The sequence below is a fragment of the Rathayibacter sp. AY1F4 genome (assembly GCF_002931775.1).
Classification (GTDB): domain Bacteria; phylum Actinomycetota; class Actinomycetes; order Actinomycetales; family Microbacteriaceae; genus Rathayibacter.
Map to the genome: position 1 here is coordinate 1 of NZ_PSVE01000025.1, position 18,342 is coordinate 18,342.

Genomic DNA, 18,342 nt, shown 5'->3' on the forward strand with positions numbered 1-18,342 from the left:
CTCCCCCACCTCCCGACCGCGACATGCTGACTTGTAAACATGCCTACAAGTCAGCACGCGCGGCCGGTGTGGGTCACAGGCACCAGTCCTCGGACCAACCGGAGGGCGGGACTACAGCGTGCGCCTCGCCGGTCCAGTGGAGGTAGTAGAGCGTGCTGCCGTAGTCGTGATCCCCCGCGGTGACGTCCATCTGGCGGTTCTCCACGTCCGGCTCCGCGCTGTTCCACCGGGTCGAGACGTCCACCGCGCGGAGTTCCCCGGAGTCGGTCACGAGCGTCTGGCAGACGGGGCACCGGAGCGCTTCGTACGTCTCGCCGTCGTCGGTCACCGTCTCGATCAGCAGCTCGGGGGCCGCTGCCCACACCTGCTGGTGCAGCTCCTCGATCGTGGCGAGCAGCGCCTCCGCGCGGCTCCCCGGCGTCTCCTGCGTGGTGGTGGCGTCGAGTTCGGTATCGACAGTCATCGGCGTGGACTGCATGATGTGGCGCTCCCTTGTCTGATCGTTTTTTTGTGCCTCTCCGGCGGGAAGAACCGTTTGAGTGGAGGCGTCGCAGTGACGCCTATTCCGGGCGAGATAAGGGAGCCTGCGACCGCGCCCGGAATAGGTTGCACGGAGACGACGGAGCGAAATAGGTTTGTACCGCGGAGAGGAACAAAAAACCTCGAAGCAGTGCCGCGCAGCGGCTCCCGGTCGCCGCAGGCGATGTGCGCGAAGCGCACCCCGCGCCTCGAGCGGAACACCGGGGAGGGTGAGGGGCCGGCCCCTCACGGGACGGCACCGCCGGCCCTCCCCCGCCGAGAGCTGAGAGCCGCTGTCGGCGCCGGATGGGACGATGGAGGCATGTGGGAGCTGGCACACCGGACGCGCGCGGAATCGGCATCAACGGTGGTGCGCAGTAGCGCGGCGACGAGCGCCGCGGCGATCGTGGAAGTGCGCGCAGCGATCCCGGAGGATCACGTCATCCTCTACGTGCTCCGCGTCAAGAACTGAGCGGGCGCTCTACTCCGCGGCGCTGCGGCGGGGTGCGCGTTGGGTGGTTGTGGTGACGACGGCGGTCGCGCGGGTGAGGTTGGGGCCGATGGCGTCGGCTTCGAGGACGCGGCCGGTGCGGCGGTTCTCTCCTTCGCCCCAGGCGACGGTGCGCTCGTAGCCGACGACGATCACGGCGTCTCCCTTGTGGAGGGAGGCGAGGACGTGCTCGCCGAGTTCGAACTTCGCTTCCACGTAGTGCGTGGTCGGGGCGTCGTGCGGGGTCCACTCCCCCGCGCGGTATTCGCCGGTGTTCTCGATGACGCGCAGCTTCACGATCTGGACGCGGCCCGCCTGCACGGCCTCGGGGTCGGCGGCGAGGTTGCCGGTGATCGTCCTGGTGCTCATCTGTCGTCTCCTGCTCGTTCGGTTCGTGGGTCGTCCCGTCGACGTCGACGGGGATGCGCTTGGGGTGTTCTGCTCTGGTGCTTCGGTCTCGATACCCCAGGACGTGAGAGCGTCGCGTCGGGTGACCTCGACGGACGGCTCGGACAGCGCCCTGCGCTGTTCGAGCTCGGCGCGCGTCACGGCGTAGGCCGGGAGACGCCGCTCGTCGCCGTAGGCGAGGCGGTAGTACCGATCGGCCTCGTTCTCCGCCCAGTCGACCTCGCCCTGCCGGTCCGCGCGCCCGGCGAGATACCCTGCCCGGTACTCGTCGCTCTCGACGTTCGGGCCGGTCACGCTGCGTGCTTCTCGATGAGGTCCGGGCGGAAGCCCGACCAGTGGTCCTCGTCGCTCGCGACGACCACCGGGGCGGCGGAGTAGCCCAGCTCCTCCGTGACGTAGGCGAGCGCTGCGGGGTTCGTCGTGACGTCGACAGTCGTGTACTCGATGCCCTTCGCGTCGAGGGCTCGGTAGGTCGCGGTGCACTGCACGCACGAGGGCTTCGAGTAGACGGTCAGAGCCATGAGGAATCTTCCAGATAGAACTCCATGTGCGCTTCGAACTCCTCGCGCTTCTCCTCGGCGCAGTGCGCGTGGATCCACCACCCGGCCGCGTCGCGGTCACCGGCCTTGTCGAGCATCTGCGCGATCACGTTGACCTTCTCGCAGGAGAGAGTGGGCGAGACGGTCATCGCCACGCGGAAATTCGCGAGGGCCGCGGTGTAGGTAGCGCCCGCGGTGAGGAACGCGGTCACCGCCTCGTCGTAGGCGGCCGCAGCCGCGAGATAGATTGTCACGGCGTCGGCCTTCGGCTGCTCGGTCATCGCTTCGCTCCTTCCGGGGTGTGCGCGTCGCCCTCGTCGTCGTCGGTCGCGTGCTCCGCGATCCACAGGTCGGCGGCCTCGTCTCGTCCGAATGCTCGCAGGAGTCCGGCCAACGCGTCGACCTCGCAGCAGCTCATCCGGACGGCCAGATCGTCGGCGGTGTCCCCGTGGGAGAACACGGACACGAACTCGGCCACCGCCTCCGGGAGGGTCGGTGTCTGCGGTTCGGTGGTGGCGGTGTCGGTCATGGTGAAGTCCTCTCGTCGTCGGGTCCCGGGCGGTGGTCCTGCCCTGCCCCTCCCCCTCGTTTTTTTGCCGTGATTCTCAATCAGATTTGTCAAGCCAGCGGGGGTGGTCTGGCCGGATCGTTCTTCCTTCTCTCCCAGCGTTTTTTTGCCTGGAAGGCACGTAGTGCCGAGCAGGGTCGGAGGTGGGAGCGCAACCCGGAGGGCGGCGGAGGAGAGGTTGTCGGCGCGATGGGAGGGAGCGCAGCGACCGCGTGCCGAGAACCTCGGAGGAGCCGGCCGCGCAGCGGCTTGCGTGGACGCCGGAGGCCCGTACGCTGCCGAAGGCTTCCAGGCAAAAATTCGCGCAGCGCACGACACCGCGCCGGCCTGAGGTCGGCGTCCGCTTGTTCGCGATCTGATGCGCGGAATTGCGGCCGCTCGAAACGGTCCCGACGCTGGACGTCCTAGCGACCGCTCTGCAAGGCAGAGTACAGTTGCTCTACACCACAGAGTGATCGGAGCATCATGTCGCTGACTCGCACGCCCTTAGAAGAACGGGTCCGAGACGCGCGGCACGTGTCATCACTTCCGCTGATCGTCTCCGGCGTCGGAGTGGTAACAGCCGGACTGCTGCCCCTGGCCGGTTCGACGCTGTTCACCGTCGGCTTCCTGATTCCTGCCTTCACGAGCATCGCTCTCTGGATCGTGCTGAGGGCTACTGCTGCTCACGCAGGTGTGGGAATGGGGCGCGAGCGCATGGGGCCGATCGCGGCCGTCATCGCCGCAATCTCGATCTTGACGTTTCTGCCCACGATGTTCGCCGGTCCGGCCTTTCTTGTTGAGTTCGTCGGTCCGGCGTTTCTTGTCGGGGTGCTCCTGTTCGCGATCGGTTGGCGACTCGAAAATCGCAGCCAGTGGCTTGCTGGCCTCGGGGTGGCAGTAGTTTCCCCCTTCCTCTTCAACAGCTTCTTGCAGGACGCTGCCCCCGAGAGCGGGTTGATCCTGGGTGCTTCCTACGGTTCCACGCCTTTGTCAATCGATGGCGTCGTTCTCACGATCGCCGGCATCACCCTCGTCGTTCTGGGTATTACTGCTTTCCGGCAGGAGACGGGACGTGCCCGTGGCACCAGGCGCTGAGGAGTCGACCGACGACGAGTTCGCGTCCTTGGACGATGCCGTCCACCAACGAACGCGTCTTGCGATTTTGACCATCCTTCACGAGGCCGGCGAAGCCGACTTCCGGTTCCTGCGCACCACCCTCGACCTCACCGACGGCAACCTTGGACGACACCTCGAAGTCCTACTCAGGGCCGGTCACATCACCACACGACGGGGCTACGACGGCCGCCGAGCCAAGAACTGGGTCGCTCTCACTCCTCAGGGCACCGCCGCCCTCAGCATCGAAGTCGAAGCACTGCGCGCGATTGTCGCGCGCGTCGATCGCGCGCAGAATCCCTGACCAGGATTACCCCGCAGCGAGGTGGTTCACCACGAGTGACGGTTGCCGATGCCCTCCCACGGATTCCCGCCAGCACCGAGACCACGAGCCGCCGACCCATCTGCGATCGTCCCTGACGCGAACGCGGCGGGCTCTGCGCCTGTGGGGTGATAGCTGGTCTGGTCGCGGAAAATTGCCCAGATGACGTTGATGCGGCGTCGGGCGAGTGCGATCAGTGCCTGCTTGTGCGACTTGCCCTCGCCACGTTTTCGCTCGTAAAACGAGCGAGAGACCGGGCAGTTCCTCGACGCGATGAACGCCGCTTGGAAGCAGGCGTTCAACAGCCGCCGGTCGTAGCGCCGTGGCCGGTGGTGGTTGCCGGAGATCTTCCCGGAGTCGCGCGGCACGGGAGCGAGGCCCGCGAAGCTGGCCAGCCGGTCGGGCGTCTCGAATGCGGCGAGGTCAGTACCGGTTGCGGCGAGGAAGTCCGCGGCGAGCCTGCGCCCGAATCCGGGGAGCGACACGAGCAGATCCGCAGAACTGCTGTCCTGTAGAACGGCGTCGATCTCGGCCTCGAGCTCGGCGAGTTCGTCGCGGATGCGGAGCAGATCGCGGGCGGACCGGCTCACCAGCCGGGCCGCGGCATCCTCCCCCGCGACGACCGAGGTCTGCTCGCGCGCGGCTTCCACCGCCGTCTTAGCGACGGCCGCGGACTTCCAACAGCCCTGCCCCTTCAACCACGACGCCAGACGGCTCTCCCCCGTCCGCCTGATCGCGGACGGCGTCGCGTACCGGGTGAGCAGCACCAGAGGTCCCCTGGTCGTCGCGTAGTTGAACGCTCCCTCGAGTGACGGGAAGTAGTGGACCAGGATGGCGCGTAGCCGATTTACGGCGCGGGTGCGGTCGTGCACCAGGTCCTCGCGCCGGGCTGAGAGCAGGCGCAGCTCCGCGGTGACGTCGTCGGCCTGCCGCATCAGCGTCACGTCTCGTCGGGTCCGGGCCTGGTCGGCGATGATGACCGCGTCCTTCGCGTCCGTCTTTGCCTCGCCTCGGTAGGCGCCCGAGGCGTGATGAACGACCCGGCCCGAGATGTAGAACAGCGGCTGCGCGTGGGAGCTGAGCAGCGTCTGCAGCAGCCCCGTTCCGCCGTGGTTGAGGTCCGTCGCCCACGCGACGTCGGTGCCACCCGGCAAGGAGGCGACGTCGCCCATCAGGGTCAGGATCGCTGACTCTCGGTTCTTGAAGCGCTGCGAGAGCAGCTTGGTTCCGTTGCCGTCGATGACGACGCAGTGGTGTTCGGTCTTGCCGGCGTCGATACCGGCCCAGAGTTGGGGCACGCAGGGTCCTTCCGTTGAGGGGTGCGGTGCGCCGTGAACGACCGTGCCGGCATGTCCTTACGGGGCGATCTGGTCGCGTTTCTCAATGAGCGGTCCTGCCGTTGCGGGGTCCCGGGCGGCCAATCACGGCATGCCATCAGGCGGCTGAAGGCGGTCAGCCATACCCAGGACCCCTGGCGCGTTCCGGAGCCTACAACTGCCCCGCATCCACGGAAATAACGGTAAGGAAGGCGGTTCTCCGCCTTAGCAACCGGAGGGCGCAGTGCAACCCGGAGGGCGGCGGTGGAGAGAGTTTCGGCGCGATGTGAGGGAGCGCAGCGACCGCGTGCCGAAAGTCTCGGAGGAGCCGGTGGCGCAGCCACTTGAACGGAGCCCGTAGGTAGCTACGACCGCAGCGAAGCGGAGGGAGCCGCCGAAGGCTTCACGGCAAAGAAACGTGAGCCCAACGGGCGAACATCAGCGGCCGGCACAGCCGGCCGAACCTCTGGGCGGCGCTCCGTCGCTGCTGCGCGAGTGCAGCTCGCGCCCCGGAACGGGATACCGGGGAGCGTGAGGGGTTATCCCTCACGGGGCGGCAACGCCGACCCTCCCCCACCGTCGACCGCGACATGCTGACTTGTAAACATGCCTACAAGTCAGCACGTGCTGTGGGGACTCGAACCTCCGTCACCAGAGTTGCCGAGCCGTGGGTTCGAACAGCGCCGCCGCCACCGCGCAGGTCCCCCGGAAGATAGCGGCGCCGACGCGCAGTAGCTCGTGGGTCATCCGATCCCGCGTCTGCCGGCTGCTCCCAATCACGGGGTCACCGCGGATGGCGAGTGACGGCCTGGGAGGGCCGGACGGCCCGGTATGCATGTAGGGAAGTTGACTTGATTACATGCTTACTTGTCATCAGCTTTGCGTCCCTCGTACTGGGCGAGGAGGAGTTGAAAGGCTTCCGCAGCGAGCACCTGTACGGGGACGCCCTGCTCGGCCGCCAGGATCTTCACCGCTCGGATCGACTCCTGGGGGAGTCGAACGGAGAACACGGCGAGCTGGGTCGGCGGCACGAAGGTGCCTTCGCCCACCTGGGCTCTCTTCGGTCGAGCTGCGCGGCCCGCGGCCGCAAAGCGGTTCTCGCTCACTTGACGATTCCCTTCAACTCCGCGAGCACGTTTCGGTACTGGCCAGGATCGGTGATCGGCAGGCCGTACGCCATCGCGAGAGCCTGCGCCTGCGGGATCTCGCTCGTCAGGACGGGGACGCCGAACGGTTCGAGCGCGTCGCGGATCTGCCCAGCGGCGACCGTGCGCTTGACCACTCGGGTGAGGAGGGTGAAGGCCGGCGCGTCCGTGAGAGCTTGAACCTGCTCGATGAGGTTGACCGTCTCCGCGTACTGGGAGAAGTCGCCGCTGGTGGGTTGGATCGGGATCAGGATCAGGTCAGCGGCTCGAGCTGCTGACGTCGTGATACCCAGATCGCCCGGGGGAGTGTCGATGAGCACGTTCTGGTGGCTGCTGCTCAACCAGGGCTGCTTGTGGATCGTGTTGCGAGGCAGCCCGGTCGCGTCCCAACCGAGGGTGTTGGCCCAGTCGAGCGCGCTGCCCTGCGGGTCGCCGTCGACAATGAGCACGCTCTCCCCGGTTTCGCGAAGCGCTGCTGCGAGATGGATGACGGTCGAGGTCTTGCCCGACCCGCCTTTCAGGTTCACTACCGCTGTAATCATGTTGACAAGACTACCAGTCTGCATGCTGACATGTAAACATGCTGACGTACTGACTTGGGGGATGTGCGGTTACTGGGGCCGTCGCTCGACGGCGGACGCCCAGACCCACAGTCGGCGGCTGGCGTCGCGGTCCTGCCACTCGACCATGACGGCTCGGGCGGTCCAGGCGATGGCGTAACCCTCGACGCGAACGGGGTTGCCGGGGTAGCGGACCCAAGCCCAGACGGGCAGGGGAGTGGCGGCCCAGGTGGGCCGCTGCCGGGTCTTGTCTAGCTCGTCGTCGGTCAGGCCGATGGGGTGGCCGCGGCCGGCCGTCTCTTCGATGCGTCGATCGATCTGGGCGCCGACATGGCGCTCGTAGCGTCGGTTCGTTCCCACGCCGCCAGTAGAACATATGTTCGAACGCGCGTGCGGTCGACGTCATGCGGCGGTCGAGGACCACCAGAGCGAGCCGGGGGCGAGCATGCCGGTGCGTCCCCAGTGCAGCGCCTCGCGGTGATCGCCGCGGCCGGCGGCGTCGCGGGGGTAGAGCGGCCAGACGCGCTCGCCAGCGGTGCTGTCCTCGAACAGGGGTCGGCTCGACACGTGTCGGCGTCGCGGTCGTTGCCTGGGGGAGGAGGACCGGTGAGCGAGCTCGGCTTGCCACCAGGCCCAGACTTCGCGCTCGACGTCGTAGCGGTGCGCTCGATCCGTCAAGACTCCGTCGACACCGATCGCGCGAGCGGCGGCGGTTCGGAGGTCGCGCTTGGCCTGGGTCCAGCCGTTGGTGTGCTTGACGATCAGGCGGTGGGTGCGCAGGCGGGAGAGGGCTGTGGCGGCGGTGCGGGTGGTCACTCCCAGCAGTGTGGCGGCGGCGTCGACGGCGAGGGTTCCTTCTCGGCGCAGCAGCGCGTACGCCTTCCCTGCCAGGTGTCCGAGGCCGGCGCGGGTGAAGAGGTCGTGCCGAGTGTCCGTGAGGTCCGCCTCGAGCGTGGTGAGCAGCATGGTTCGTTCAGTGAAAAGCGGCCCGGGGGGGCGGGGGTTATTAGTGGTTGTGACCGGACCTTGCAGTGAGCCTGTGGAAAAGTGCTCGGACAGTCGCCATTCGCTGGCGTTCGATCCGTCAGCGCGGACGACGAGCTGCACGTAGCCGTCCTCGCGCAGGCTCCGCAGGGCGCTGGCGGCCGTGGTGCGTCCCAGGCCCGCCAGGAGGGCCAGGTCGCGGATGGACGCGGCGACGGTGCGCTTGCCGGTGTGCAGGGTGAGGTAGGCCAGGGCGGTGAGGATCGTCTTCTCCGACGTCGCTCGCTCGGTCCTGCCCCACCGGCCCGGGCTCACCCGGAACCGGTCGAGGAGGCCGCTGACGGCGCCGACGATGCTGCCCAGCTCCGCCAGGTCGCTCATTTCGCGCTCGGGCGGGAGAACGGCGTGCAGCGCCGCGTACTGGCGGGCCTTCTCCCACTGCCGCGCCAGTCGCTCCGCGGCCTCGTCGCGGGCGCGGGGCCGGCGGTGGCCGCGGCCGGTGTTCTTGGTCCGGTAGTGCTCCATCCCGGGCGCGCTTCGGGCGGCGTGCTCGACGTCGGTCAGGGACCAGCCGGCGTGAGCAGCGGAGAGCAGGCACATGAACGCGGTCCACGATGGATTCGCGCCGCCGCCGGCCGTGGCCATGTGGGCGGCGCCGGCAGCGCTCAGCGTCCGGTGCGTGTGGTGTGCGGTGGCGGTGGGTACTGGGGGAGTGGCGTCGACGCGCTGCGGCGGACGGGACGCTTCCAGCGCGACCGTGACGGCATCGATGGCGGCCGCGGTGACGTTCGTGTCCAGCAGCTCCTCTGCGCGGCCGCGGAGGACCCTCGAGAAGCTGCCGTCGCGGTGCGGGGAGAGCGGCGGCCGGGCGGCGCCGGTGCGCGGGTTGCGGAGCATCCCGTGGTCGAGGGTGCGGAAGTTTGCTCGAGCGGCGATCGCCAATCGGGCCACCTGCTCGGCTGGGGCGGCTTCCGCGAGAGCGACCCACAGGTGGCGACCTCCGGTGCCGGAGGACTGGCAGACGACGTGAGCGACCTGGTGCGCGTCGAGGACGGCGGAAAGCGCGTCGCAGTCGTCCGCGGCCTGCTCCATGAGGTCGGCGTCGACGCCGCGGGAGTCCTTGCCGTCGAAGTCGAAGCACAGCAGCCGGAACGCTCCGGCGTCGTCGGTGAGGTAGATCGCCCACGGGGCGGCCGGCGCGACGGGGGAGACGGGGAACGCGGCCGGATAGGCGTTCTCGTCCAGGCGCCCGTAGGCATCCGGGCGCATCGTGCGCACCGCGGCACGGGGGCTCAGTCGGCGCGTCAGTGCCCAGGGCGCCGAGAAGGAGTCAACTTCGGCATTTTGGGCGTGCGCAGACACAGCAATGTGGCTTACGATGAGGTCACTTCTCCTCCCTCGGGGGGGATGGATGAGGCCCGGCCTGAGAAACCGGTCCTGATCAACTGCTTCACACCTGTCGCCCTGGTAAGCCTTTGGTGTGAAGCGAGAGCTTCTAGGCCCGTCGCGTGAGCGGCGGGCCTAATGCGTTAAGTGGTGGTGATCGGCGGCTCCGATCGGGACGCGGTGACCCGCGGGAGCGCGCCGTACTTCGCGAGCAGCTCGCTGTAGAGCATGTCGACGTAGAGCGAGACGGTCACGCCGCTGGCGGCGGCAGCCTCGGAGACGGCATCACGGTTGGTGGGCAGCACGCGGGCGTTGAGTTGCACCGCCGCCGCTCCATCGTTCCGTCGTCTTCTTCCCATGCGGCTCATCATGGTGTGAGTGCTAGCAGTATTCGGGGAGTGGTGCGGCGTGTCGAGTGTCATGGTCGTGGTCGCTGTCCCCTCTGCCTGCATCCAACGTGGGTGAGGCTGCCCGCTGGTCTGCGGCACTCTCGACCTCTGACTAACGTAATCGATACTTCACCGTAGCCGTTAACACCTGTCAGCCGGCCGCGGGGCGAGCGATGCTGGCGATTGCGTTGGAGACGGCCGTCATGTGGCGGGCGCCATCCGAAGCGACCGTGTTGGTTAGGTAGGCCACGACGAGCTGCGTGTCCGGGTCGGCCCAGGCGACGCAGACGTTGGACCCGTTGTGTCCGAACGTTCGCGGGCCGGCTATCGATCCGAGCGGCGGGTAGAGGTTGGGGGTGCGACCGCCGAGCTGGAATCCATGCGCCCAGAGGATCGGCGTGTGGGCGAAGCCGTCGACGTCGGCCTCGGTGGAGCTGGCGATCGTCGCCTGGGACAGGATCTCCGGTGAGACAACCTGCGTGTCATCGCGGCCCCGGCCATCGTTGAGCAGCATTTCGTAGAACCTGGCGACGTCGCGAGCGGTCGTTGAGATTCCGGCGCTCGGGATCACGGCCATGCGGACGGCACGGCTGTTCAAGGCCCCCATGGCGAGAGGTACGGAGCTGCGGATGGAGACGCATCGGGAGAGGTCGTGTTCAGCGACGCCCAGCATGGTGTTGGTGGCGCCGAGCGGAGTGAGCAGCACGTCGTTCATGACGTCGCGGAGAGGACGCCTGGTCACTCGTTGAATCACCTCGCCCAGGATGAAGCCGTAGGTGAACACCTGGTAGGAGGGAACGGTGCCCGGCACCGTCCTGAGGCGAGCGCTCTCGAGGTTACGGATCGAGCTGCGCCAGTCGGTCATCGCCAGGGCGTCCCCGATCAGTCCGCGCGAGGTCGAGAACCCCGCACGATGGTGGAGGACCTGGCGGAGAGTGATCGATCCTTTCCCGTGACGAGCGAACTCCGGCCAGTAGTAAGAGACTGCGGCGTCGATGTCGAGGAGCCCGTCTGCGGCCAACTGGTGCACGAGGATGCTCAGGTAGGGCTTGCTGACTGACCAGGACCAGAAGAGTCCATCGGGTGCGTACCCCTGGGAGTGGTCGAGAAGGACGTCACCGCCCCTGAGGACGACGAGCTGCGCGGACCCTCCTCGCTGACGAACGAGGTTGACCACGGGGGACAGCGACTGATTCACCCACACCCCCGGTTCTCGTGCCCGGAACTGGTCGGGGCCTGCTGAAACTAACAGTGCTCTCTACGAGCGGCTACCGTGGTCAGCATGGCTGCGAGAACAGGTAACGGCGCGTCCGAGTATTCGATGCGCGTTCACGCAGCGATCAAGACCTTGATGGCCAGAGCCGGTCTTTCGAACGTCGACTTCGCGACGCGCACGGGAATGACGCTGACCTACTTCTACGCGCGGATGCGCGGCGACGCGATGTTCGACACGAACGATCTGGAGCGCTTCGCGCAGGTTTTGGGAGTCAAGGTCGCCACCATCTTCACGATGGCGGAGGAGTTCGGCGAGCCCACCGCGGACGTTGACGAGGTGGTCGTGCTCACGAACGGTGTCGAGTTCGCCCGACGACTGAGCGTCCTCCTCCCGGCCGGCACGAGTGCGAGTGATGACGTCGCGGGGATCCCGGCGGCACGGCTGTCCGAGATGCTCGGCGCCACCGCGCGGTTCGGCGTGACTCGGAGCGAGCTCACTCGCCTCACCACTCACTTCCAGGTCCCTGAGGCGTTCTTGACGGAGCTGACGACCTCGGAGGACACCGCAATGATCGAAGCTGACCTCGAGCTGCGCCGAGCGCTCGCATCCAAGGGTGTCGAGCCGCTGGCGGCCCGGTCCCTCGGGGGAAACCTTTCCCCTGCTGCCATCCGCGGCATCGCCGCGTCGATCCGCGAGCTACGCGAATAGTGGCTGTATCTGGGAGGGGGAACTGTGGACGATCCGTGGCTCGTAACTGAGCAGATTCGCCAGACCGCCGAACGCGCCTTCAAGGAAATTTTCACTGAGAATTACCCCGGTGAACTGTCGACCGAAGAAGCCATCATCCGTCGCGCTCAAGAAGTGCTTGGTGCTGATATTGAGGTGTATCAGGGCGGAGACGAGTCGTGGGAGAACTATCTCGCCCTGACTCTTACCGAGACAATCGCCGCGCTGCTTCCTACCAAGTACATGATCCTCATCCGCAGCGACAAGAAAGCCTACTATCGGCTGTTCAATGTGTTCCACGAACTGGCTCACATCCTGTTGGGGCATCCTCCGAGTGAAGTCGAGCTCCCTCACGGTCTTAGCCTCGACAGCATGGGGCTGACGAGCGCAACGAACGCGGTACGTCACGCTAAGCAGTTTGTTTTCGATGGCGACGATTCCTCTCGGACGCATCGGATCCGCGAAGGCGAAGCTGAAGAATTCGCGCGTCTCATGGTGTCGCTCGTCATGTACCCGCGATACCGGTCGGGTGAGAGGAAGTTCGGCTAAGTGAGTCCGATCGAGAGCTTCTTCTTCACCGCCTCCTTCCTCGCCGTCACCGCCTACTTCTTGGGCTGGTTCATCGCCATCCTCGCCCGCCGACGTCCGCCGACGCGCCCATGGGTGGCAGCAGGCTTCGGGTCGGTGGGGCTGCTCGCACTGGGCGGCTTCCCGTGGCTGACGCTCGATGAGGCAGACAGCCTGTTCGGAGGAACGAACGTCTACTACTGCGTGATGCTCGTCGCCGCCTGCACGGCGATGTGGCTTCTCGTGGAGGCCGTGATCGACGTCGGCCGAGTGCGCCTCTGGTCGGTCGTCCTGCTCGTGGCGTGGATCGCGGCGTACGTGGCCGCGTTCATCGCGATCGACCGCCCGGCCACCTCGCCCAAGTTCTCGCATGAAGAAGTCGATCAGCTCCCGATGATTCTGTGCAGCGGGATCTACTTCCTCGGGCTGATGGTGCTGTTCGTGCGACTGATCGTGAAAGTCGCGAGGTTCCCCCGTCGCGCGTACTGGCCGTTCACTGTCGGCGGCGCGCTCATCATCGCCGGAGCCGCGGGCGAACTGGCCGGAATGCTGGTAGCGCGATACGTGCCCGACTCTGCCGCGACGACGAATGTCCTCTATCTCGCCTTCACCCCGGGATTCTTCGGTGGGATCCTGCTCTTCACCGCCGGCCTGTGCAGCTTCCCCGCTCGGCGTACGATTAGGGACGTCGCCGTCGACCTGAGCTCCCGAAAGCTCGTCACGATGCTGGCAGAGCGAGAAATCGCCGCCCCGCCCGTCTCATATGTGAGAGAAGGAACCGCGAGCGAGAAGAAGCTCGTGCGACTGATGACGCTACAGGTGCGCGTCACCGACGCGGTGATGGTCGGCGCAATGAAATTGAGCAACAACGAGAACGGTGTCGTTCGTCGCGCAGAGCGACTGATCGACGGTGAATTGCTAGCAGCAGGTATGGGATGGAACGAATGAACAAGTTGATCGTTGGAGCAGCAGCAGCAGGAGGCGTCGCCGTGGCCGGCGCTATCGGCTCGATCTTCGCCGCTCGCCAGGTCGTGCTTCCCGTCGATCCGCCTCAGATCCCGATCCTGCGCCAGGACGGGAAGACGATGACGCTGGCCGTTGACGGCAAGACCATCGCCCCCGGCATCCTCGGAATCTTCCGCACCGACCGCACGGGTCACGCGACACTCAGCCGCCCGATCCACACCGACCCGGTGACCGGTGCGACCACCCGGCGCATCGAATCGACCTGGGGCGCAAGCTTCGCCGGAGAGAAGGCCGTCATCTGCGAGGGCGACGTCTTCGCCGGACCGGAGGCGGTCGACCCTGACTTCGTGGAGGTCCTGGTCCCCGGGCCTCTAGGTGACTGCCCCGCCTGGCAGTTCGGGCCGGACGAGAACCCGGAGGGCACGTGGGCGATCCACGTGCACGGCATCCGCACCAAGCGGATCCACGCGCTGCGCAGCGTGCCGGCGATGACCGCGCTCGGCTACACGTCCCTCGTCGTCTCCTTCCGCGGCGACGGCGACGGCCCCGCGGTGCCTCACAGCGCGTCCATGCTCGGTCAGCGCGAGTGGGCCGACGTCGCCGCGGCGATCGACTACGCAGCCGCCCACGGCGCGCGGAAGATCGTCCTCATCGGCTGGTCCCTCGGTGGCGGTGTGGCGCTGCTCGCAGCGGAGCGCACGAGCCGCCGGGATCTGCTCTCCGGCCTCGTGCTCGTCGGGCCGGCGCTGAACTGGAAGACGGCGATCGAGCAAGGCGCCGTCGAGATGGGATTGCCTCGTCAGGTCGCGATCCTCGGCCTCGTGGGCCTGCGCAGCAAGCTCGCGAGCCGTCTCGTCGGTCTTCCGGAGCCGGTGGACTTCGACGCGCTGGACTGGGTGCGCGAGCCGCGAGCCGCCGCGCTGGGCTGCCCGATCCTCCTGTTCCACTCGGCCGGCGACACGACCTTGCCGATGGATGTCTCCCAGCGGTTCGCGAAGCTGAATGCGCCGGCCGTGGAAGTGGTCGAGACCGCAGCGACCGCCCACAACACGGAGTACAACGTCGACCCGGAGGTCTTCGACTCGACCATCGCTCGGTGGATTTCCGAGCACCAGTAACGAAACCGCTAGCACTGACATAGTGTTAACGCCATGGAAGCCCTTCCTGGCGTATCGCGAGCGGACCGTGCACTCACTGACGATGGCCGCACCGCTGATCGACGGTGGTCGGCCGTTGTCCACTTCTTCCACCTGGGCAACAGCCACCCCGTCGACTGCGCGTGCCAGCGGTGCGTGGCGACTCGCGAGCCGTCCATGGCCGATGAGGAGCTGGACGCGCGAACAGGGCTGGTGCGGCACTACCCGGTAGTGGAAATCGAGCAAGCCGCCGATGACGCGATCCTGCGGGCGGTGGCCTTGGAGACGTACTGGTTCGGCCGAGACGTCATCGCCGCCGGCTACGGGCTTCGCGCCGCGGAACGGTTCGAGGACGTCGCGGTGACCTCTCCTGACGGGGATCAGTTCGGCGTCGAAGGATGGCTCGCGGGGGATGCCTTCGAGCTCCAGTTCGCGACAGGGCTACGGGCGGTCGCGGACGAAAGCAAACTTCTGGCCCACAGATGCGTGGCGCTTCTTGAGCGCATCCCAGCAGGAACAGGGAACGCCGCGTGCGTCAGATAGCCCGCGGCGGCTCCGCGAGGTCGATCTGGCCCTTCTGATATGCCCGACTGACCTCGTGCAGGCGGTCGATCGCGTCCCAGTCGACCTTGTACGTCACGGTCTTGCGGTGTCGAACACCCGGCGCTGGCCTTCCAACGATCGCGCCAGCCTCCTCCAGGAGGTTGAGGTGACCGAAGAGGGTCACCTTGTTACGGGCCTCGGGAACCGCCTCAAGAATCTCCGACACCGTGGCCCCGTGAAGGCGCGCCGTCTCCTGCGACAGGAAGTGCAGCACGCGATTGCCGATTTCACTGGTCGTGGCACGCATGTGCATCACCTCCCTGGACGGCGGAGGGATCGGAGACGACATGAGTTCCATTGTGGCGCACTGGCCGTTTCCCCTTCACGCACGGGAGCCCGGTCGGCTTGAACCAAGCAAACTCATAAAGCTACCTAAGTTTACGTTACAGGAAACCAAAAAAACCTTATAGTGGTCGTAGCGCGCAACCGGGACGACCGGTTGCGGCACGAGCCGTAGGGGACACACATGAGGACGCCGAGTAAGGCAGCGCTGGTCGTCGCGTTCGCGCTCATCACCACCGGCTGCACCAGCTCGAGCACCGATGCCGCGTCACCCTCCACCGAGTCGGCAGCTCCCGAGACGCGCTCCGCTGAGGCACCGACCTCACCCGAGACGGCGCCGGCCGAGAGCACACCGCCGGCCGCCGCCGAACTCTCCGACGTGGAGCCGCAGCCGGAGCCGACTGTCGAGGGCGACACTGTGGCGATCGCGGTGGCAGCGACTACCGCCTTCTGCCGCCCCGCCCTGGACTACGACACCTGGATCGCTGAGCTGTACCCGTTCCTCAGCCAGCAGGCCGCGGTGGCCTACGAGACCGTCGACCCGGCCAACGTGCCCTGCACGACCCTCACCGGCGCAGCATCGGTCCGGGACGGGGACGGCGCCTTCACGATGCGCATCCTGGTTCCCACGGATGCGGGGGAGTACTCCGTGTACGTCCACCGCACCGTCGAGACCGGTCCATGGGCTGTCGAGCAGATCACCCCCCTGGCGTCGGAGTAGCCCGGTGGCGAAGGGGGGAATGGGGGTTCTCGCGGCGGTCCTGGCACCGCTTCTCGCGATCGCACTGCTGCTGTGGCTGCTGTTCTTCGGCGCCGCTGAGGACGCGGCCGCGGCGTGCCTGCCTGGCGGCGGGCCGGTGAACGTGTCCGCGATCCCCGCGGACGCGAAGGTCGGCGCCTACGGGCACGACCAGCTCGTGAACGCGGCACTCATCGTCAACGCGGGAGCCGCGAAGGGCCTCGGCGCCGATGGGCAGACCCTCGGCGTGCAGACGGCGATCGGGGAGTCCTCCTTGGTGAACATCAACTACGGGGACGGTGCTATCAACCCGGACGGGTCGGTCGCTGACTCGATCGGCCTGTTCCAGCAGCAGTCGAGCTGGGGCACCGTCGAGCAGCGCATGGACCCGACGACCTCGGCCGGCTTCTTCTACGACCGCCTCGTAGCCGTCGAGGGCTGGCAGTCGATGGAGCCCTCCATCGCGATCAACAAGGTCCAGCGCAACGCCGACCCGAACCACTACACGAAGTACCGCGCCGACGCCGTAGCGATCATGACCTACCTCAACAGCCTCGGCAGCAGCACGACCGCACCCACGACGTCGGCGGCGCCGGTGAGTGCCCCGTCGACGCCGATCGGCACTGCGCCCGCCTCCCCGGCGCCGGTCGGTGGATGCGTCGCCGTGTCCGGCGATGCGCAGGCTCTCGCAGCGAACCTCGTCGCGGCGATGGACGCAGGCAACCTGACCCTTCTCGAGGACCGGTACGCGCAGCAGATCCGCGACATGGCCGCGGGCACCCCGAAGGAGAACTGCGCGATCGACGTCCGCATTCTCCAGATCATCACGATCGCCCTGAACACGTTCGGGAAGATCGGCGTCTCCGACCTCAACCGCCAGTGCACGGGCTCGCTCCTGGGCGCCGGCACGGGTTCCTCGCACTGGATGAACGGCGGCGGCAACGCCGTGGACTTCTACAGCTTCGCCGGCACCGCCACGACCGGCTGCGACCCCAACGCCCTCCAGCTCCTTGACGTCCTGGACCCGCAGGTGCCGCAGGGCTCGCGTGCGGGCCAGATCCAGTGCCGGTCGAGCACCTATCAGCACATCACCCAGTTCGGTGACACCCCGAACCACCTGCACTTCGACGTCGCCTACGCCGACGGCCCCCTCACCACCGGATAACCGGACCCTTTCGACGTCGCGACCGCGGCGCCGATCACCCCGCACCACCCAACACAGAAAACGGAGCACACCATGTCTGCACTGCTCGCAGCAACGACCGACATCCTCACCACCGCGGGCGCGCTCGGCGCGGTCGTGCCGGACCCGGGCCCCGGCGGCATGCCCCCCGGATTCGAGGCCTTCACCACAGTCATGGGCTGGGCCAAGTGGGTCGGCCTCGGCGTCGCCGTCGTCGGCCTCATCATCCTCGGCGTCACCATGACCGTCTCCGCCCGCCGCGGCGAGGGCGGCGAAATCGGCGGCTGGCTCGGCCGGCTCCTCGTGGGTGTGATCGTCATCTCCGCCGCGTTCACGATCGTCGGGTTCCTGATGGGCGCGTAGCGTCCCCGGGAAACCGACACCACCAACAGAAAGGCAAGGGACGTCATGAACGACTCCGAACCGCGTAACCCGTTCACCAAGAAGGGCTTCATCGTCGGAGCCGTCATCGTCGGCGCACTCGCCCTCTCGGCCATCGTGCTCGGCGTGACGTCCCTCGGGACCGGGGGAGGCGGCACCACGACCGCCGCCCCCGGGACCCCCACCCCGACCTCCACCGTCTCGGCCGACGCCGAAAGCGTGTGCGGACTCTCCGGCTACGAGGAGAGCGGCACCCTCACCGCACCGCCGACGACGGAGTGGACCATCGTCGGCACCATGGCCGCTCCCAGCTCCGCTGAGGCCGGCCCCGGGGAGACCGACAGTGACGGGGTACGCACCTGCTACGCGCACACCGTCGAAGGCGCTCTCTTCGCTGTCTCGAACCTGTGGGCGATGGGCTCGGATGCTCGACTCGCGCCGCTCGCAGTGGAGCAGCTCACGGCACCGGGACCCGGCCGCGATGCCGCTATCGCCGCCGACACGCAGCAGAGCAACACCGGCACCAGCGTGCAGATCGCGGGATTCAAGGTGCTGTCCTACGACGGAGAGAACGCAACGATCGACACCGCATTCGAGCTGAACACGGGCTCGCTGATCAGCTTCCCGTCCGCGGTGAAGTGGATCGACGGCGACTGGAAGCTCGTCGTCACCGACGAAGGACAGCCGCCCTTCCGCCCCACCACGCTGCAGAACCTCGGCGGCTACATCGTCTGGGCGGGTGTCCAGTGATCGCAACCGCCACAACCGGCGGTGGAGAGGCATGCCTCCCCATCGACGTTCCCTGCTGGACCGGCGTCGCTG

25 protein-coding genes are annotated in these 18,342 nt (G+C 67.3%); 12 read left to right on the forward strand and 13 right to left on the reverse strand.

All coding sequences use genetic code 11. The features are described from left to right. Nucleotides 1–73 precede the first annotated feature (73 nt). Nucleotides 74–463: a hypothetical protein gene (locus C5C59_RS14070; protein ID WP_146078845.1), complete on the reverse strand. Its 390-nt coding sequence runs from the start codon at nucleotides 461–463 to the stop codon at nucleotides 74–76. Between the two features lie 378 nt (nucleotides 464–841). Between C5C59_RS14070 and C5C59_RS17375 the strand changes: the two genes are divergently transcribed. Beyond that, nucleotides 842–991, forward strand: a complete 150-nt coding sequence (locus tag C5C59_RS17375) for a hypothetical protein (protein ID WP_181072908.1) — start codon at nucleotides 842–844, stop codon at nucleotides 989–991. A 9-nt stretch (nucleotides 992–1,000) separates the two neighbouring features. Here C5C59_RS17375 and C5C59_RS17055 read toward each other — a convergent pair whose 3' ends face one another. The 4 genes from C5C59_RS17055 to C5C59_RS14090 all read right to left on the reverse strand — a co-directional run bounded on the left by C5C59_RS17055 (nucleotide 1,001) and on the right by C5C59_RS14090 (nucleotide 2,485). Beyond that, nucleotides 1,001–1,378 carry a single-stranded DNA-binding protein gene (locus C5C59_RS17055; protein ID WP_104224208.1) on the reverse strand — a complete coding sequence of 126 codons (378 nt, stop codon included), beginning with the start codon at nucleotides 1,376–1,378 and terminating at the stop codon, nucleotides 1,001–1,003. Nucleotides 1,379–1,707: 329 nt separating this feature from the next. Further along, nucleotides 1,708–1,938 (reverse strand): glutaredoxin-like protein NrdH, encoded by a 231-nt coding sequence (gene nrdH / locus C5C59_RS14080; RefSeq protein WP_104224209.1) that lies wholly within the window; start codon nucleotides 1,936–1,938, stop codon nucleotides 1,708–1,710. After that, complete coding sequence (locus C5C59_RS14085; RefSeq protein WP_104224210.1) at nucleotides 1,929–2,237, reverse strand: hypothetical protein; 309 nt, start codon at nucleotides 2,235–2,237, stop codon at nucleotides 1,929–1,931. The genes nrdH and C5C59_RS14085 overlap by 10 nt, the downstream gene beginning before the upstream one ends. Beyond that, nucleotides 2,234–2,485, reverse strand: coding sequence for a hypothetical protein (locus tag C5C59_RS14090; RefSeq protein WP_104224211.1), 252 nt, complete (start codon nucleotides 2,483–2,485; stop codon nucleotides 2,234–2,236). Before C5C59_RS14090 ends, C5C59_RS14085 begins: the two co-directional genes overlap by 4 nt. Nucleotides 2,486–2,989: 504 nt before the next feature. Between C5C59_RS14090 and C5C59_RS17060 the strand changes: the two genes are divergently transcribed. After that, complete coding sequence (locus C5C59_RS17060) at nucleotides 2,990–3,601, forward strand: hypothetical protein (protein ID WP_146078846.1); 612 nt, start codon at nucleotides 2,990–2,992, stop codon at nucleotides 3,599–3,601. A 28-nt stretch (nucleotides 3,602–3,629) separates the two neighbouring features. Next, nucleotides 3,630–3,923 carry a transcriptional regulator gene (locus C5C59_RS14095; RefSeq protein WP_258062327.1) on the forward strand — a complete coding sequence of 98 codons (294 nt, stop codon included), beginning with the start codon at nucleotides 3,630–3,632 and terminating at the stop codon, nucleotides 3,921–3,923. A gap of 26 nt (nucleotides 3,924–3,949) precedes the next feature. Here the strand turns inward: C5C59_RS14095 and C5C59_RS14100 are convergent, their stop codons facing one another. From C5C59_RS14100 to C5C59_RS14130, 7 genes are all read right to left on the reverse strand, one after another. Continuing rightward, a complete protein-coding gene (locus C5C59_RS14100) occupies nucleotides 3,950–5,239 on the reverse strand; it encodes an IS110 family transposase (RefSeq protein WP_258059506.1) in 1,290 nt (429 codons plus the stop codon). Nucleotides 5,240–6,120: 881 nt separating this feature from the next. Continuing rightward, nucleotides 6,121–6,363, reverse strand: a complete 243-nt coding sequence (locus C5C59_RS14105) for a ribbon-helix-helix domain-containing protein (RefSeq protein WP_146078847.1) — start codon at nucleotides 6,361–6,363, stop codon at nucleotides 6,121–6,123. Further along, nucleotides 6,360–6,944 carry an AAA family ATPase gene (locus C5C59_RS14110; protein ID WP_181072910.1) on the reverse strand — a complete coding sequence of 195 codons (585 nt, stop codon included), beginning with the start codon at nucleotides 6,942–6,944 and terminating at the stop codon, nucleotides 6,360–6,362. The genes C5C59_RS14105 and C5C59_RS14110 overlap by 4 nt, the downstream gene beginning before the upstream one ends. A 69-nt stretch (nucleotides 6,945–7,013) precedes the next feature. After that, nucleotides 7,014–7,322: a hypothetical protein gene (locus C5C59_RS14115; RefSeq protein ID WP_104227116.1), complete on the reverse strand. Its 309-nt coding sequence runs from the start codon at nucleotides 7,320–7,322 to the stop codon at nucleotides 7,014–7,016. A 42-nt stretch (nucleotides 7,323–7,364) separates the two neighbouring features. Next, a complete protein-coding gene (locus tag C5C59_RS14120; protein ID WP_181134912.1) occupies nucleotides 7,365–9,215 on the reverse strand; it encodes a hypothetical protein in 1,851 nt (616 codons plus the stop codon). A gap of 260 nt (nucleotides 9,216–9,475) precedes the next feature. After that, nucleotides 9,476–9,655 (reverse strand): hypothetical protein, encoded by a 180-nt coding sequence (locus C5C59_RS14125; RefSeq protein ID WP_104224217.1) that lies wholly within the window; start codon nucleotides 9,653–9,655, stop codon nucleotides 9,476–9,478. Between the two features lie 217 nt (nucleotides 9,656–9,872). Continuing rightward, on the reverse strand, nucleotides 9,873–10,919 hold the full coding sequence (locus C5C59_RS14130) for a serine hydrolase (protein ID WP_181072912.1): 1,047 nt from the start codon (nucleotides 10,917–10,919) through the stop codon (nucleotides 9,873–9,875). Nucleotides 10,920–11,003: 84 nt separating this feature from the next. On the opposite strand from C5C59_RS14130, the gene C5C59_RS14135 reads away from it, so the two are divergent. From C5C59_RS14135 to C5C59_RS14155, 5 genes are all read left to right on the forward strand, one after another. Then, nucleotides 11,004–11,645 carry a helix-turn-helix domain-containing protein gene (locus C5C59_RS14135; protein ID WP_146078848.1) on the forward strand — a complete coding sequence of 214 codons (642 nt, stop codon included), beginning with the start codon at nucleotides 11,004–11,006 and terminating at the stop codon, nucleotides 11,643–11,645. Nucleotides 11,646–11,669: 24 nt separating this feature from the next. Then, entirely contained in the window at nucleotides 11,670–12,212 is a 543-nt protein-coding gene (locus C5C59_RS14140) for an ImmA/IrrE family metallo-endopeptidase (protein WP_104224220.1), read from the forward strand. Beyond that, a complete protein-coding gene (locus tag C5C59_RS14145; protein WP_104227113.1) occupies nucleotides 12,213–13,178 on the forward strand; it encodes a hypothetical protein in 966 nt (321 codons plus the stop codon). It abuts the gene before it with no gap. Beyond that, entirely contained in the window at nucleotides 13,175–14,314 is a 1,140-nt protein-coding gene (locus tag C5C59_RS14150; protein ID WP_181072913.1) for a S9 family peptidase, read from the forward strand. Before C5C59_RS14145 ends, C5C59_RS14150 begins: the two co-directional genes overlap by 4 nt. Before the next feature lie 195 nt (nucleotides 14,315–14,509). After that, complete coding sequence (locus tag C5C59_RS14155; protein ID WP_104227112.1) at nucleotides 14,510–14,875, forward strand: hypothetical protein; 366 nt, start codon at nucleotides 14,510–14,512, stop codon at nucleotides 14,873–14,875. Here the strand turns inward: C5C59_RS14155 and C5C59_RS14160 are convergent. Beyond that, entirely contained in the window at nucleotides 14,868–15,182 is a 315-nt protein-coding gene (locus C5C59_RS14160; protein ID WP_146078849.1) for a hypothetical protein, read from the reverse strand. The genes C5C59_RS14155 and C5C59_RS14160 overlap by 8 nt on opposite strands. A 219-nt stretch (nucleotides 15,183–15,401) precedes the next feature. Between C5C59_RS14160 and C5C59_RS14165 the strand changes: the two genes are divergently transcribed. From C5C59_RS14165 to C5C59_RS14180, 4 genes are all read left to right on the forward strand, one after another. Continuing rightward, a complete protein-coding gene (locus C5C59_RS14165) occupies nucleotides 15,402–15,938 on the forward strand; it encodes a hypothetical protein (protein WP_104227110.1) in 537 nt (178 codons plus the stop codon). 19 nt (nucleotides 15,939–15,957) lie between these two features. Then, complete coding sequence (locus tag C5C59_RS14170) at nucleotides 15,958–17,121, forward strand: hypothetical protein (protein ID WP_104227109.1); 1,164 nt, start codon at nucleotides 15,958–15,960, stop codon at nucleotides 17,119–17,121. A 72-nt stretch (nucleotides 17,122–17,193) separates the two neighbouring features. Then, the gene (locus tag C5C59_RS14175; RefSeq protein WP_104224227.1) at nucleotides 17,194–17,502 is read left to right on the forward strand and encodes a hypothetical protein; all 309 of its coding nucleotides are present in this window, start codon (nucleotides 17,194–17,196) and stop codon (nucleotides 17,500–17,502) included. 45 nt (nucleotides 17,503–17,547) lie between these two features. Next, the gene (locus C5C59_RS14180; RefSeq protein WP_104227108.1) at nucleotides 17,548–18,270 is read left to right on the forward strand and encodes a hypothetical protein; all 723 of its coding nucleotides are present in this window, start codon (nucleotides 17,548–17,550) and stop codon (nucleotides 18,268–18,270) included. Nucleotides 18,271–18,342: the final 72 nt, after the last annotated feature.